General features: G+C 66.8%; 13 protein-coding genes and 1 riboswitch. Of the genes, 12 read left to right on the forward strand and 1 reads right to left on the reverse strand.

Going from position 1 to position 14386, the window contains the following annotated elements; genetic code table 11:
- Window positions 1-8: 8 nt before the first annotated feature.
- A riboswitch (cobalamin riboswitch) is annotated at window positions 9-213 on the forward strand.
- 37 nt (window positions 214-250) lie between these two features.
- The 7 genes from LB545_RS13565 to LB545_RS13595 are packed head-to-tail and all read left to right on the forward strand — an operon-like array spanning window position 251 to window position 9153.
- Complete coding sequence (locus tag LB545_RS13565) at window positions 251-697, forward strand: DUF1636 family protein (RefSeq protein ID WP_140495573.1); 447 nt, start codon at window positions 251-253, stop codon at window positions 695-697.
- Window positions 698-699: 2 nt separating this feature from the next.
- Window positions 700-1752: a cobalamin biosynthesis protein CobW gene (gene cobW, locus LB545_RS13570; protein WP_140495572.1), complete on the forward strand. Its 1053-nt coding sequence runs from the start codon at window positions 700-702 to the stop codon at window positions 1750-1752.
- 16 nt (window positions 1753-1768) lie between these two features.
- Window positions 1769-5503 (forward strand): cobaltochelatase subunit CobN, encoded by a 3735-nt coding sequence (gene cobN / locus LB545_RS13575; RefSeq protein WP_224705225.1) that lies wholly within the window; start codon window positions 1769-1771, stop codon window positions 5501-5503.
- Window positions 5500-6990 (forward strand): precorrin-3B synthase, encoded by a 1491-nt coding sequence (gene cobG / locus LB545_RS13580; RefSeq protein ID WP_224705227.1) that lies wholly within the window; start codon window positions 5500-5502, stop codon window positions 6988-6990. Before cobN ends, cobG begins: the two co-directional genes overlap by 4 nt.
- A gap of 2 nt (window positions 6991-6992) precedes the next feature.
- A complete protein-coding gene (locus LB545_RS13585; RefSeq protein ID WP_224705229.1) occupies window positions 6993-7625 on the forward strand; it encodes a precorrin-8X methylmutase in 633 nt (210 codons plus the stop codon).
- Complete coding sequence (locus tag LB545_RS13590) at window positions 7622-8392, forward strand: precorrin-2 C(20)-methyltransferase (RefSeq protein WP_224705230.1); 771 nt, start codon at window positions 7622-7624, stop codon at window positions 8390-8392. The genes LB545_RS13585 and LB545_RS13590 overlap by 4 nt, the downstream gene beginning before the upstream one ends.
- Complete coding sequence (locus LB545_RS13595) at window positions 8389-9153, forward strand: precorrin-3B C(17)-methyltransferase (protein WP_140495567.1); 765 nt, start codon at window positions 8389-8391, stop codon at window positions 9151-9153. The genes LB545_RS13590 and LB545_RS13595 overlap by 4 nt, the downstream gene beginning before the upstream one ends.
- Here LB545_RS13595 and LB545_RS13600 read toward each other — a convergent pair.
- Window positions 9117-9878 carry a cobalt-precorrin-6A reductase gene (locus LB545_RS13600; protein WP_140879882.1) on the reverse strand — a complete coding sequence of 254 codons (762 nt, stop codon included), beginning with the start codon at window positions 9876-9878 and terminating at the stop codon, window positions 9117-9119. The genes LB545_RS13595 and LB545_RS13600 overlap by 37 nt on opposite strands.
- Window position 9879: 1 nt before the next feature.
- On the opposite strand from LB545_RS13600, the gene cbiE reads away from it, so the two are divergent.
- From cbiE to LB545_RS13625, 5 genes are read left to right on the forward strand one after another with little or no spacing between them, the layout of a single operon-like run.
- Window positions 9880-11115 carry a precorrin-6y C5,15-methyltransferase (decarboxylating) subunit CbiE gene (gene cbiE, locus LB545_RS13605; protein WP_140879881.1) on the forward strand — a complete coding sequence of 412 codons (1236 nt, stop codon included), beginning with the start codon at window positions 9880-9882 and terminating at the stop codon, window positions 11113-11115.
- Complete coding sequence (locus LB545_RS13610) at window positions 11112-11498, forward strand: cobalamin biosynthesis protein (protein ID WP_224705231.1); 387 nt, start codon at window positions 11112-11114, stop codon at window positions 11496-11498. Before cbiE ends, LB545_RS13610 begins: the two co-directional genes overlap by 4 nt.
- Window positions 11495-12259 carry a precorrin-4 C(11)-methyltransferase gene (gene cobM / locus LB545_RS13615; protein ID WP_140495563.1) on the forward strand — a complete coding sequence of 255 codons (765 nt, stop codon included), beginning with the start codon at window positions 11495-11497 and terminating at the stop codon, window positions 12257-12259. The genes LB545_RS13610 and cobM overlap by 4 nt, the downstream gene beginning before the upstream one ends.
- Window positions 12256-13074 (forward strand): uroporphyrinogen-III C-methyltransferase, encoded by an 819-nt coding sequence (gene cobA / locus LB545_RS13620; RefSeq protein ID WP_140495562.1) that lies wholly within the window; start codon window positions 12256-12258, stop codon window positions 13072-13074. The genes cobM and cobA overlap by 4 nt, the downstream gene beginning before the upstream one ends.
- The gene (locus LB545_RS13625; RefSeq protein ID WP_224705232.1) at window positions 13071-14384 is read left to right on the forward strand and encodes a cobyrinate a,c-diamide synthase; all 1314 of its coding nucleotides are present in this window, start codon (window positions 13071-13073) and stop codon (window positions 14382-14384) included. The genes cobA and LB545_RS13625 overlap by 4 nt, the downstream gene beginning before the upstream one ends.
- Window positions 14385-14386 lie beyond the last annotated feature (2 nt).

Raw genomic sequence — 14386 nt, forward strand, 5'->3', positions numbered from 1 at the left:
TGCAAGAGCCTAAATCCATTCCAGACGGTCTCCTCTCGGCAAAGGGAGGAGCCAAGAGGGAATGCGGTGCGAAATCTCGATTTCAAATCCGCGGCTGTCCCCGCAACTGTAAGCGACGAGCCAAGGCCGAAAACCACTGGGACGGTCCCGGGAAGGCGGCACGAAGGCGATGACCCGCGAGCCAGGAGACCTGCCGTCTGAGACATAAGAATCCGATCGCCCGGCGGGTTTTCCGGGCAAGGAGCCCGATTTGGAACGCGACAGCAGTTTCCCGGCTGAAACAGCGGACATTTTGTCTGGCGATAGCGACTTGTCTGGCGATAGCGACGCCTTGGCCGGCGTCACTGTCATCATCTGCGCTTCCTGCCGCGACGAGACCGGTTCCGATGCCCATCCCCGCGCCGGCGAAGTTTTGGCTCAAGATACGCGCCAAGCCGCAACGGCCGACAATGTCCGTGTCCGCACCGTCGAATGCCTCGGCAACTGCAAGCGCCGTCTCAGTGCCGCGATTCTTCGCGACGGCTGCTGGAGTTATGTCTTCGGCGACCTGAACATCGCCAGCGGCGCCGATCTCGTCACCGGCGCGAAACTCTTCGCCGCTTCGACCAACGGCCTCATTCCGTGGCGTGGTCGCCCGGATTCCCTCAAGCGCGGCCTCGTCGCCCGCATTCCTCCCCTCGACATGCTGAAGGACTGATCATGACCGCCGCAGTTTCCGCCGCCACTCTCTCCCGCGTCCCCTGTACCGTGGTCACCGGCTTCCTGGGTGCCGGCAAGACCACGCTGGTCCGCCATCTCCTGGAAAACGCGGGCGGCAAGCGGATCGCCATCATCGTCAACGAATTCGGCGACATCGGAATCGACGGCGAGATCCTCAAGGGCTGCGGCATCGACACCTGCCCGGAGGAAAACATCGTCGAACTGGCCAATGGCTGCATCTGCTGCACCGTCGCCGACGATTTCGTCCCGGCGCTCGACCAGATCCTGTCGCTGACGCCGAAGGTCGACCACATCCTGATCGAGACCTCAGGCTTGGCTCTGCCCAAGCCGCTGGTCCAGGCCTTCCAGTGGCCGACAGTGAAGAGCCGGGTGACAGTCGACGGCGTGATCGCCGTGGTCGACGGTCCGGCATTGGCCGAGGGGCGCGTCGCCAACGACATGGACGCCCTGCAGGCGCAACGCGCGCAGGACCAGACACTGGACCACGACGACCCCGTCGAGGAGGTGTTCGAGGACCAGATCGCCTGCGCCGACCTCATCATCCTGTCGAAGAGCGACCTGATGGATGCCGCAGGTTCGGCTCGCGCCAACGCCATCATTGGCGAACACTCCGCCCGCGCCGTGAAGGTCGTGCCGACGGCTCATGGCAAGGTCGATCCGTCCGTGCTGCTCGGGCTAGGCCTCGCCGTCGAGGACGACATCGAGAACCGCAAGTCCCATCATGACGGCGCCTTCGACCACGAGCACGACGACTTCGATACGTTCATCGTCGACATCCCCTCGATCGCCAACCCGGACGACCTGGCAAAGCGCGTCGCGACCGCCGCCGAACAGGAGAACGTGCTGCGGGTGAAAGGCTTCGTCGAGGTCGGCGGCAAGCCGATGCGGCTGTTGCTGCAGGCGGTCGGTCCGCGCGTCAATCATTATTATGACCGCGCCTGGACGGCTGACGACGACCGCCGCTCGCGCCTGGTCGTCATCGGCCTCAAGGGGCTGAACCGCCCGGCGATCGAGCATATCCTCGCCGGCTGAGGCAACACCGACCGCGATGCACATCCTCACCACCACATCCGCCTCGCTCGACGATCTCGCCGAGCCGGTCGATCTGCGGCAGACGCCGGCGGAAATGGTGGCGCTGTCCTTCACGGACAGCGACCTGGCCGGACTGGCAGCGGCCTGGAAAGGCGACGCCGATCGGCTGCCCACGATGCGGCTGGCCGCGCTGCGCGACCTGCGCCACCCCATGTCCGTCGACCTCTGGATCGACAGCGTCGCCCGTCACGCCAAAGTCATTCTGGTGCGTATTCTCGGCGGTTACGAGTGGTGGCGCTACGGCTGCGACCAGTTGGCCGTGGTTGCCCGTGAGCGCGGCATAAAGCTGGCATTACTTCCCGGTGAAAGCCACGACGAGGATATCAGGCTGATCGAAGCCTCGACGCTGCCGCGCGAGGAACTGGACGGGCTGCTCAATTATTTCCGCCAGGGCGGCCCGGCCAATATGAGCGCGCTGGTGCGCAGGCTGGCGCGGTTGGCGGGGTCTGATGGCGAGATTGCCGAGCCGGTAAGCGTGCCGAAAGCCGGGTTTTATGAGCCGGGGCGCGGAGTCGTGGAGAAGCCGGACTTATCGAATGTTGACGATCCTTCACACCCCCCTCTGTCCGGCAGGACATCTCCTCCGCAAGGGGGGAGATCGGCTGTCATCAAGGCCGGCTCCTCTTCTGTCCCCTTGGACAGGGATTTATCTCGACCATCCGCGATAGGCGAAATCGTCGATGAAAGAGCAATCTCCCCCCTTGCGGGGGAGATGTCCGGTAGGACAGAGGGGGGTGTGACGGAACTCGACGCCGGCAACGTCAACCCACCCGTGATTCCCATCCTCTTCTACCGCTCGATGCTGCTCGCCGCCGATGTCGCGCCCATCGACGCGCTTTTCGAGGCGCTACGGCAGCGCGGCATGCTGCCGGTGCCGATCTTTGTCTCCAGCCTGAAAGACCCGGAATCTCTGGCTTTTGTTGAAACCGCGATTGCCCAGCCCAAGCCCGCCGCCATCATCACCGCGACCGCTTTCGCGTCCGGCGCCGAACCCGGCGTCGAAACCCTGTTCGACCGCGCCGGCGTTCCCGTCTTCCAGGTCATCGTCGCCACCACCCGCCGCGACGTATGGGAGAAGAACCAGCGCGGGCTGGCCCCCGCCGACCTCGCCATGCATGTCGTTCTGCCCGAACTGGACGGCCGCATCCTCGCCGGCGCCGTTTCGTTCAAGGGCGAAAGCGAGACCGACCCGGCGCTCGGCCACCGCGCCTTTGCCAACCGGCCGGAGCCCGATCGCGTCGAACAGGTGGCGGACCGGGTCGCGGCCTTCATCAGGCTTCGGGAAACGCCGCGCGCCGAGCGCAAGGTCGCCATTCTGATCCCCGATTACCCGAGCGCTCCCGGCCGCACCGGCTATGCGGTCGGGTTGGATGTGCCATCCAGCGTGCTGGCGATGCTGCACGACCTCCAGGAACAGGGCTATGTAGTTGAGGGAATTCCCCAAACGTCGCGTGCGTTGCTGGATGCGCTGGAGCGCAGCAAGGCTGGGTTGGAGTTGGATGAGTACCTTGCCTTCTCAACGGAATTGCCGGGCGCAGCAATTGCTGCCGTAGAAGCAGCTTGGGGCAAAGCCGAAGGCGAGACAGGTTTGCGCGAGGCATCCCCCTCTGTCCTGCCGGACATCTCCCCCGCAAGGGGGGAGATTACGCCGTCATCTCTGTCTTCGCCAATCTCCAACGTTGCAAGAGTAGCTCCAGCGTCGAAACTGCCAATCTCCCCCCTTGCGGGGGAGATGTCCGGCAGGACAGAGGGAGCGCTGCCCGCCGCCAAATTCCCCTTCCGCGCCGCGACCTTCGGCAACATCACCGTGGCGCTGGCTCCAGACCGCGGCCGCTCGGCCGACCGCCGCGCCGACTATCACGACCCGACGCTGCCGCCGCGCCATGCGTTGCTCGCCTTCGGCCTGTGGCTGCGCAAATTGCTCGGCGTCCATGCGCTCATCCATGTTGGCGCGCATGGCACGCTGGAATGGCTGCCGGGCAAGACGGTTGCGCTTTCGCAAAGCTGCTTCCCCGAGATCGTCACCGGTCCCCTGCCCGTCATCTATCCCTTTATCGTCTCCAATCCCGGCGAGGCGGCGCAGGCGAAGCGGCGGATCGCCGCCGTCACGCTCGGCCATCTGCCGCCGCCGCTCACCGGCGCCGGATTGGACAAGAACCAGCACAGGCTCGAACGGCTGGTCGACGAATACGCCCAGGCTGACGGTCTCGACCGCCGCCGCCGCGACCGTCTGGCCAGTCTGATCGTCGAAACCGCGCAGACGACGGGCCTCGCCGCGGAGGCCGGCGTTGCCCGCACCGACGCGCCGGACGAGGCCCTGCGCCGCATCGATGCCTGGCTCTGCGACCTGAAGGATTTCGCTATCAAGGATGGGCTGCATGTCTACGGCCGCGCGCCCGACGAAGAGCCCGACCTTATGCGCCGGCAAAGCGCCGAGGCCGAAAAGGCCGCCCTTCTTGCCGCGCTCGACGGTCGTCATGTCACCGCGGGCCCGGCCGGCGCGCCCGCGCGCGGGCGTTCCGACGTTCTGCCCACCGGCCGCAACCTGTTCACGTCGGACCCGCGCGCCATGCCGACGCCGACGGCTTACGACATCGGCAAGGCTGCCGCCGAGGAAGTGGTGCGCGCCTATATGCAATCGCATGGCGACTGGCCGCGCTCGCTGATCATCGACCTTTGGGGTTCGGCGTCTTTGCGCACCGGCGGCGAAGAGATCGCGCAGGGGCTTTCGCTGATGGGCTGCCGACCGCAATGGGATGCCGCCACAGGTCGCGTCACCGGCATCGAGGTGTTGGCGCCGGCAGCGCTTGGCCGCCCGCGCGTCGACGTCACCTGGCGCATATCGGGCCTGTTCCGCGACATGTTCCCGACCCAGATCGCGCTGATCGATGCCGCTGCCAACGCCGTTGCCGCGCGCGACGAGGTCGATTCGGAAAATCCGCTCGCCGCAAGGACCCGCGCCGAGGGCAAGATCAGCCCGCGCATCTTTGGCACCTCGCCTGGCACTTACGGCGCTGGCGTCGAGGAAATCCTGTCGAGCGGTGACTGGGCGGCGCGCGAGGAAATCGGCCGCGCCTATCTCGATGCCACGTCGCATTCCTATGGCGGCGCCGGCGGTGAGGGGATCGCCGCGCCCGGCGCATTCGAGAACCGCATCGCCGAAGCCGATCTTCTCGTCCACACCGGCGACGATCCCGGCCGCGACATCCTCGAAGGCTCGGCCGATGTCGCTTTCATCGGCGGCTTCTCGGCCGCCCTTGCAGCGCTTGGCAGGAATGCCGACGTCATCGTGCTCGACACGACCGATCCGCAGAGGCCGAAGCCGCGTTCAGTTAGTGAGGCCGTGACGCGCGTCGTGCGCGCCCGCGCCGTCAACGCCCGCTTCATAGCGGGCCAGATGCGCCACGGCCCCCGCGGCGCCTCGGAATTCGCCGAAACCGTCGACAGGCTGGTTGGCTTCGCCGAAACCACACAGGCCATACCAGGCGCGCTTATAGAGGCCGTGCACGATGCCTATCTCGGCGATGCGGACGTCCGCGCCTTCATCCTGCGCGAAAACCCGGCCGCCGCGAAGGCCATTGCCGAACGCCTCCTGTCGGCGCGCCGGCGGGGCCTGTGGCATCCCTTGCGCAATTCGATCGACGACGACCTTGCGGCACTGATCGCCGAGGCACGGGAGTTGGCGGCATGAACGCCTATTCACGCCGCGGCGCCTGCCCGGTCCTTTCGGCGCCGATGCAGACCGGCGACGGCCTGCTGGTGCGGCTCAACCCGGTCGCCGGAGGCCCATCTTCTGGCGGATTGTCGCCGAAGCTTCTGATCGGGCTGGCAGAATCCGCCCTGCGGCACGGCAACGGCATCATGGAAGTGACAGCGCGCGGCAGCTTGCAAATACGCGGATTGACCACGCAAAGTGCAACCCTGCTGGCGAAGGAAGTCGATGCGCTGGGCATTGTGGTCCGCACTGGCGTACCAGTGGAGACCGGACCACTGGCCGGCATCGATCCGCAGGAGATCGTCGACCCCAGGCCGCTGGCTGATCGGATCAGGGAAGCGGTCGAGGACGCCGGGCTGTCGCAGCGGCTCGGGCCGAAGGTTTCGGTCGTTGTCGACGGTGGCGGGCAACTGACGATGGATGCTGTGACGGCCGACGTGCGGCTGAAGGCGGTGAGCACCGAGGCGGGAATCCGCTGGCGGGTGTCGGTTGCCGGTGACGGGCGGAATGCAAGGCTGCTCGCGGTTGCTGATGAAGGTGTGGCTCGTGATATAGCCGTCGCGGCTCTAAGGATGATCGCCGAGAAAGGCCGCGATGCTCACGCAAGGGATTTGTCGGAGCGGCAGTTGGTGTCTCTGGCGGGTTGGCTATGCCTGACAAGTTTGCGCGAGGCGCCCCCCTCTGTCCTGCCGGACATCTCCCCCTCAAGGGGGGAGATTACGTGGTCACCGACGGTTTCGCCAATTTCCGGTGCTGCTAAAGAAAAGCCGACGTCGAAGCCGCCGATCTCCCCCCTCGAGGGGGAGATGTCCGGCAGGACAGAGGGGGGCGCCTCGCGCAAACCTATCGGCCTTTTCCCCTTAGCCGGCGACGTCCCCACTCTCGGCATCGGTCTCCCCTACGGCAGCATGCCCACCGAAAGGCTCATCGCCCTCGCTCAAAGCGCCGTCACTCTCGGCACGTCAGAAATCCGCCTCGCCCCGGGCCGCGCCCTGCTCTTCCTCGGCCAGCCACCAGCCGCCAATCCTTCCCTCCAGCAAACAGCCGCCACCCTCGGCTTCGTCACCGCCCCCACCGACCCGCGCACGCGCATCGCTGCTTGTCCCGGCGCGCCGGCTTGCGCCTCGGGTCGCATCGCCACGCGCGACATTGCCGAGGCGATCGCCACCGAAAACGCCGATAGTCTTGACTTCACCTTGCATGTTTCTGGCTGCGCCAAGGGTTGCGCGCATCCCGGCCCAGCGGCGCTGACCGTGGTCGGCGGCGAAAATGGAGCCGGACTTGTCGTGAACGCGACGGCAAAGGCCCTTCCTGCCGGTTACAGGCCGGGCTATGACGCCGCGCGCGGCATCGGCCGCGTCGCGGCGGCAATCCGCAGCGAACGCTATCAGGGCGAGACCGCCGCCGCCTGCCTGACGAGGCTGGGGCCGGCCGACATCGCAGAGGCTTATCGACAGGAATGACAATGGTCGCCTACGACTACATCCACGACGGCACGGCGATCTACGAACGCTCCTTTGCCATCATCTGCGCCGAGGCTGATCTCGCGCGCTTTTCCGAAGCAGAGGCCGATGTCGCGGTCCGCATGATCCATGCCTGCGGCCAAGTGGAAGCCGCCAAGAATTTTGTCTTCTCCAGCGATTTCGTTTCCGCCGCACGGGCCGCGCTTGCCGCCGGCGCGCCGATCTTCTGCGACGCCGAAATGGTCTCGCACGGCGTCACCCGCGCCCGTCTGCCTGCCGGCAACGAGGTGATCTGCACCTTGCGCGACCCGCGCACGCATGAAATCGCCAGGACGATCGGCAACACACGTTCTGCCGCCGCGATCGACCTGTGGGGCGAGCGCATCGCCGGTTCGGTGGTGGCCATCGGCAATGCGCCGACCGCACTCTTCTATCTTCTGGAGAAGCTGCGCGACGGTGCGCCGAAACCGGCCGCCATCATCGGCATGCCGGTGGGCTTCGTTGGTGCCGCCGAATCGAAGGACGCGCTGGCGCAGAATTCCTACGGCGTACCCTATGCAATCGTGCGCGGCAGGCTTGGCGGCAGCGCCATGACCGCGGCAGCCCTCAATTCTCTCGCGAGGCCCGGCCTGTGAACGCGCTCCCCAAAACCGGCCCGAGGGGCCGCCTGGTCGGCGTCGGTACCGGTCCCGGCGACCCGGAACTGTTGACGCTGAAGGCCGCGCGTGCGCTGGCCGAGGCCGATGTGGTGGCGTATTTCGCCAAGCGCGGCAACAACAGCAATGCGCGCGCCATCGTCGAAACGCGCTTCCGGCCCGACATGCTGGAACTGCCGTTGCTCTATCCCGTGACCACGGAGATCGACAAGGATCACGACGATTACCGCGCGCAGATATCGGCCTTCTACGAGGAGTCCGCCGAGACCGTTGCCGGTCATCTGGATGCCGGTAGGATGGTCGCCGTGCTGTCGGAAGGCGATCCGCTCTTCTATGGCTCCTACATGCATCTGCATGTGCGCCTCGCCCATCGTTTTCCGACCGAGGTCATTCCCGGCGTTACCGCCATGTCGGGCTGCTGGTCGGCGACCGGCCTGCCGATCGTCCAGGGCGACGACGTGCTGACCGTGCTGCCGGGCACGATGAGCGAGTTCGAACTGACCCGGCGCCTCGCCGACACCGATGCCGCCGTTATCATGAAGGTCGGCCGCAACCTGCCCAAAATCCGGCGGGCGCTGGAGGCCACCGGCAAGCTGACACGCGCCGTCTATGTCGAGCGCGGCACCATGCCGGGCAGCGTCTCGATGCGGCTCACCGACAAGCCGGACGACAAGGCGCCCTATTTCGCCATTGTGCTCGTTGCCGGCTGGTCCGGACGCCCTGTCGCGTCGGCGGGTGGCGCATGAGCGGCCGCCTCACTGTCATCGGGCTCGGACCTGGCAACGCCGATCAGGTGACGCCGCAGGCGAGCCACGCCGTCGCCGAGGCAAGCTTCTTCTACGGCTACAAGCCCTATCTCGACCGGCTGGAATTGCGCCCGGACCAGACCCGCATCGCCTCCGACAATCGCGAAGAGCTTGCCCGCTCCAACGAGGCGCTGGCGAAGGCGGCCGAAGGTCACAATGTCGCCGTCGTCTCCGGGGGCGATCCAGGCGTCTTCGCCATGGCGGCGGCCGTCTGCGAGGCGATCGAAGCCGGCCCCTCCGAATGGCGCGCGATCGATCTCGCAATCGTGCCTGGCGTCACCGCCATGCTCGCTGTCGCTGCCCGCATCGGGGCACCGCTCGGCCATGATTTCTGCGCCATCTCGCTGTCCGACAATCTGAAGCCATGGGACTTGGTCGAACTGCGCCTGCTGGCGGCCGCCGGCGCCGGCTTCGTCATCGCGCTTTACAATCCCATCAGCAAGGCGCGCCCCTGGCAGCTTGGCCGCGCCTTCGAATGTCTGAAGGCCATTCTGCCGGGCACCACGCCCGTTATATTCGGCCGTGCCGCAGGCCGGCCCGATGAGCGCATCGAGGTGTTCCTGCTGGCGGATGCCGATGCCGACAAGGCGGATATGGCAACCTGCATCATCATCGGTTCGCCAGAAACCCGGATCATCAGGCGCGGTAACAGGCCGGCGCTGGTTTACACGCCGCGCTCCGCGGCAGGCTCGACAAGATGATCGACCATGTCGGCAAGCTGATCAACGGTCGCAGCCGAAGGAATCTCCGGCAGCGCAGGCCTGCGCACCATGACGACGTCGAGGCCAAGCGCCCGCGCCGCGGCGATCTTGCCATAAGTCGCCGCGCCGCCGCTGTTCTTGGATACGACGATGTCGATGCCGTGCCGCTGGAGCAGCGTGTGTTCCTCCGCCTCGCGAAACGGCCCGCGCGCCAGGAGATAGGTGGCATCGGGCACTGCCAGCTTCGGCTCGACCGGATCGACGCTGCGGATGAGATAGTGGTGCTGGGGCGCGGCTTCGAAAGCCGCGACCTCCTGCCGGCCGAGAGCCAGGAATACACGGCGCGGCGCCGGTCCAAGCGCCTGCACGGCATCGCCTGTCGTATAGACCTGCGTCCAGCGATCGCCCTCGACAGGCTCCCAGCCGGGACGGCGCAGAGCGACGATCGGCACCCCAGCCATGCGCGCGGCCTGCGCCGCATTGGCGGAAATTCGCGCCGCGTAGGGATGCGTGGCGTCGATCAGCAGCTCGATGCTTGTCTCCTTGAGATAGGCGGCCAGACCATCGGCGCCGCCAAACCCTCCACTGCGTACCGGCACGCCCTGCGTCACCGGGCTTTCGGTGCGGCCCGCCAGCGACAGCATCACCGAGTAACCGGCTGCCAGTTTTCCAGCCAGTTGCCGGGCTTCGGTGGTTCCGCCGAGGATCAGAATGCGGTGGGTCATCATGCCTGCTAAGAGTCTACGCGGCGCCAACCAAAAATGGCTCACCATCGTTGGCATAGGCGAGGACGGTGTAGCCGGTCTCGGCGACGAGGCCAAGCAGCGGATCGCCGACGCTGAAATCATCTTTGGCGGCAAGCGGCATCTGGCGCTCGTCTCATCATTCGCCAAGGGCGATCCGCGCCCATGGCCGGTTCCCTTCGATGCCAAGATGCACGACGTGCTGTCGCTCGCCGGCAAGCGCGTTTGCGTTCTTGCCTCCGGCGATCCCTTTTTCCACGGCGTCGGCGTCACCCTCGCCCGCAAGGTCATGCCGCGGGAGATGCATGTCATTCCCGCGCCGTCGGCCATTTCGCTGGCGGCCGCTCGCCTTGGCTGGGCGCTGCAGGACATCGAAACCGTCTCGCTGCATGGCCGCCCCATCGACCTGATCCGGCCATTGCTGCAACCCAACGCACGCATCCTGGCCCTGACATCCGACGGCGATGCACCGGCGGCAATCGCCCGCCTGCTCACCGAGCTTGATTTCGGCGCCTCGCGGTTGACGATCCTGGAGGCATTGGGCGGGCCGAACGAGAACCTGCGCACGGCCCGGGCCGATGCCTTCAACCTCGAAAACATCAATCCGCTCAATGTGCTGGCGCTCGAAATTCAATCTGGTCCGGATGCGCGTATCCTGCCTTTGACATCAGGCCTCGCCGATCATCTGTTCGACCATGACGGCCAGATCACCAAGCATGAGATCCGCGCCATCACGCTGTCGGCGCTGGCGCCGAGGCGCGGCGAACTGCTGTGGGATATTGGCGCCGGCTCCGGTTCCATCGGCATCGAATGGATGCTCACCCACCCTTCGATGCGCACTGTTGCCATCGAAGCCGACCCGATCCGCGCCGCCCGCATCGGCCACAACGCTGCTGCCTGCGGCGTTCCCGGACTCATCGTAGTCGAAGGCAGCGCACCCAAGGCGCTTGCAAGGCTCGATACGCCAGACGCGATTTTCATTGGCGGCGGCGGCAGCGACGCCGGCGTGCTGGCCGCCGCCATCAAGGCGCTGCGCACCGGCGGCCGCCTCGTTGCCAATGCGGTGACGCTGGAAATGGAGACGCTGCTTCTTGCCCGTCATACCGAGCTCGGGGGCGATCTGACCCGCATCGCCATATCCCGCGCCGCGCCTGTCGGTTCGATGCAGGCCTGGCGGCCGGCGATGCCGGTTACCCAATGGAGTTGGATCAAGCCATGATGGTCGCGGGCGTCGGCAGCCGAAAGGGTGTAAGCGTCGAGGACGTGCTTGCCGCGATAGAAACCGCGCTCGAAGCGCACGGGCTGGCGATGACGGCGCTCTCGTCGCTCGCCACCGCCATGCTCAAGAAAGATGAACAGGCGATCGCTGCCGCAGGTCGCACACTCAACCTTCCCGTCATCGTCGTCGATGAGGCAGCGCTTAAAGCAGCGTCGACGAAGGCGCTCAGCAACTCCAGCCTCTCGCAGGGTCTGGCCGGCACACCGTCGGTTTCCGAAGCATCGGCGCTGGCCGTCGCCGGCGAAGGCGCCAGGCTGCTGGGACCACGCATCGTGCTCGGCCCGGTCACCTGCGCCATCGCCATCAGCGGAGACGCGGCATGACCGTGCATTTCATCGGCGCCGGTCCGGGCGCCGCCGACCTCATTACCCTGCGCGGCGCGCGGCTGCTGGCAAGCTGCCCGGTCTGCCTCCATGCCGGCTCGATCGTGGCGCCCGAATTGCTGCAGCATTGCGCCCCGGGAACGAAGCTGATCGACACCGCGCCGATGTCGCTCGACGAGATCGAGGCCGAATATCTGGCCGCCCACAAGGCCGGCCATGATGTCGCGCGGCTGCATTCCGGTGACCTGTCGGTATGGAGCGCGGTTGCCGAACAGATCCGCCGGCTGGAAAGGCACGGCATTCCCTACACGCTGACGCCGGGCGTTCCCTCTTTCGCTGCCGCGGCGGCTGCTCTGCGGCGCGAGCTGACCATTCCCGAAGTCGCCCAGAGCCTGGTGCTGACCCGCGTCTCCGGCCGCGCTTCAAAAATGCCGCCTGGCGAAACGCTGGCCGGTTTCGGCCGCACCGGCGCCACGCTTGCCATTCATCTTGCCATCCACGCCATCGATCGCATCGTCGCCGAGCTGACGCCGCTCTATGGCCGCGATTGCCCGGTGGCGGTCGTCTTCCGTGCCTCCTGGCCGGACGAGCGCGTGCTGACCGGCACGCTGGAAACCATCGAGGCACAACTGGCCGCCGACCCGATGGAGCGTACGGCCATCATCTTCGTCGGCCGCTCGCTGGCGGCGGAAGGCTTTGGCGAGAGTTCATTGTACGACGCGCATTACCAACGGCGTTTTCGCGGACGGGACGGATTGTGAGCGACAGCACCAAAAATAAGGGCGAGAACGCCGCGCTCCAACAGGCGCTTGCCCGGCTGAACTTCAAGCCGCGGACGCTTGAGCCCGGCCATGTCTGGCTCGCCGGCGCCGGCCCCGGCGATCCCGGCTGCCTGACGCTGGAAGTGCTGGCGGCGCTGAGTGAGGCGGATGCGCTGGTCTACGATGCGCTGGTCTCCCCGGACGTCGTCGCGGTTGCCGAAAACGCCGAGCTTTTCTTTGCCGGCAAGCGCGGCGGAAAACCCTCGATGAAACAGGACGACATAACCGCCCTGCTGGTCCGGCTGGCGCGCCAGGGCCGCCGCGTCGTCAGGCTGAAGGGCGGCGACCCCTATATTTTCGGCCGTGGCGGCGAAGAGGCGCTGGCGCTGGCGCGGGAAAACATCCCGTTCCGCGTCCTGCCCGGCCTCACCTCGGGCCTCAGCGCGCTGGCCGCCACCGGCATCCCCGCGACCATGCGCGGCATCAACAAGGCGGTAATCCTGGCGACCGGCCATGCCGCCGGCACCGATGACGATCTCGACTGGGCCGCGATCGCGCGCACCGGCCAGCCTGTCGTGGTCTACATGGGCATGGCCAATCTGCCTGTGATATCGGCCGCATTGCTCGACGGCGGGCTGGCGCCATCGACGCCGGCGGCGGTGATCGTCGCCGCGACGACGCCGCAGGAGCGCATCGTCGTCGCCACGCTGGCCACCATCGCCGAGGAAGCCGCCGCCGCCGGCCTGTCCGCACCGGCGCTGATCGTCGTCGGCGGCATCGTCGCCATGCGCGCGGCGCTGGCGGGTGCATCGTGAGCGCCCGCGCGATCATCGTCGGCGCACCGCGCTCCGGCTCGGGCAAGACCAGCGTCACCATCGGCATTTTACGCGCACTCACTCGGCGCGGCCTGAAAGTACGCGGCGCCAAGTCTGGCCCCGATTACATCGATCCCGGCTTCCACACCGCCGCCACCGGCCTGTCCGGCGTCAATCTTGACAGCTGGGCGATGTCGCCGTCGCTGCTCAACGCACTGGCCGTAAATGCCGCCGACGACGCCGATTTTGTCATCCTCGAAAGCGCCATGGGCCTGTTCGACGGCATTCCGGCCGCGCCGGGCCGCAGCGGTTCGGCGGCCGATCTCGCGCGGCTCTACGGCCTGCCGGTGCTGCTGGTGCTGGACGTTTCCGGCCAGTCGACCACGGCAGCGGCCGTCGCCAAGGGGTTCGCCATCTACGATCCGGAGGTTCGCATGGCGGGCATCGTGCTCAACCGGCTGGGCAGCGAGCGCCATCGCCGGCTGTCCGGCGACGCCATCGAGGCGATCGGCCTGCCGGTCGTCGGCGCCATCCTGCGCGATCCCACGCTCAACTTGCCCGAGCGCCATCTCGGCCTCGTCCAGGCCAGTGAATATGATGACCTGATGGCGCATCTCGACCGGTTGGCCGACATGGCGGAAAAGTCGCTCGACCTCGACGCCGTCATGGCGCTAGCAACACCTCTCGCCCCGGAGCCCGGCAGCTTCGACGATGCGCTGCAGCCGCCCGGCCAGCGCATCGCACTTGCCGAGGATGCCGCCTTCACCTTTCTCTATCCGCACGTCGCGGCCTACTGGCGCAAGGCCGGCGCGGAGATCGTTCCGTTCTCGCCGCTCGCGGACGAGGCGCCTGACGACAGCTGCGACGTCTGCTGGCTGCCCGGCGGCTATCCCGAGCTTCACGCCGGCCGTCTCGCCGCCGCTGCGAATTTTCGGAAAGGAACGGCAAGGTTCGCCGGGACGAAGCCCATCCATGGTGAGTGCGGTGGCTTCATGGTGCTTGGCGAAGCCCTGGAAGATGCATCTGGCGAAACGCACAAAATGCTCGGCCTGCTCGGCCATTCAACCAGCTTCGCCAAGCGCAAGATGAACCTCGGCTATCGCGAAGCGCGGCTGCGCGCCGACTGTCCGCTCGGCCCGCGGGGCGCGCTGATCCGCGGGCACGAATTCCATTATGCGCAGACGACGGCGGCCGGCGATGACGAGCCCCTGGCCGACCTCGCCGACGGGCAAGGCAATCCGATCGGCGCCTCGGGCTACCGGCGCGGCCAGATCAGCGGCACCTTCTTCCATGCCATCGCAAGGGGCTGAGG

Source organism: Mesorhizobium sp. BR1-1-6 (assembly GCF_020165355.1).
Taxonomy (GTDB): Bacteria; Pseudomonadota; Alphaproteobacteria; order Rhizobiales; family Rhizobiaceae; genus Mesorhizobium.

What these genes read in the sequence shown, in the direction of transcription:
- cobW (WP_140495572.1), top strand. Translation starts at nt 700, where the DNA reads ATGACCGCCGCAGTTTCCGCCGCCACTCTCTCCCGCGTCCCCTGTACC.
- cobN (WP_224705225.1), top strand. Translation starts at nt 1,769, where the DNA reads ATGCACATCCTCACCACCACATCCGCCTCGCTCGACGATCTCGCCGAG.
- cobG (WP_224705227.1), top strand. Translation starts at nt 5,500, where the DNA reads ATGAACGCCTATTCACGCCGCGGCGCCTGCCCGGTCCTTTCGGCGCCG.
- LB545_RS13585 (WP_224705229.1), top strand. Translation starts at nt 6,993, where the DNA reads ATGGTCGCCTACGACTACATCCACGACGGCACGGCGATCTACGAACGC.
- LB545_RS13595 (WP_140495567.1), top strand. Translation starts at nt 8,389, where the DNA reads ATGAGCGGCCGCCTCACTGTCATCGGGCTCGGACCTGGCAACGCCGAT.
- LB545_RS13600 (WP_140879882.1), bottom strand. Translation starts at nt 9,878, where the DNA reads ATGACCCACCGCATTCTGATCCTCGGCGGAACCACCGAAGCCCGGCAA.
- cbiE (WP_140879881.1), top strand. Translation starts at nt 9,880, where the DNA reads ATGCCTGCTAAGAGTCTACGCGGCGCCAACCAAAAATGGCTCACCATC.
- LB545_RS13610 (WP_224705231.1), top strand. Translation starts at nt 11,112, where the DNA reads ATGATGGTCGCGGGCGTCGGCAGCCGAAAGGGTGTAAGCGTCGAGGAC.
- cobM (WP_140495563.1), top strand. Translation starts at nt 11,495, where the DNA reads ATGACCGTGCATTTCATCGGCGCCGGTCCGGGCGCCGCCGACCTCATT.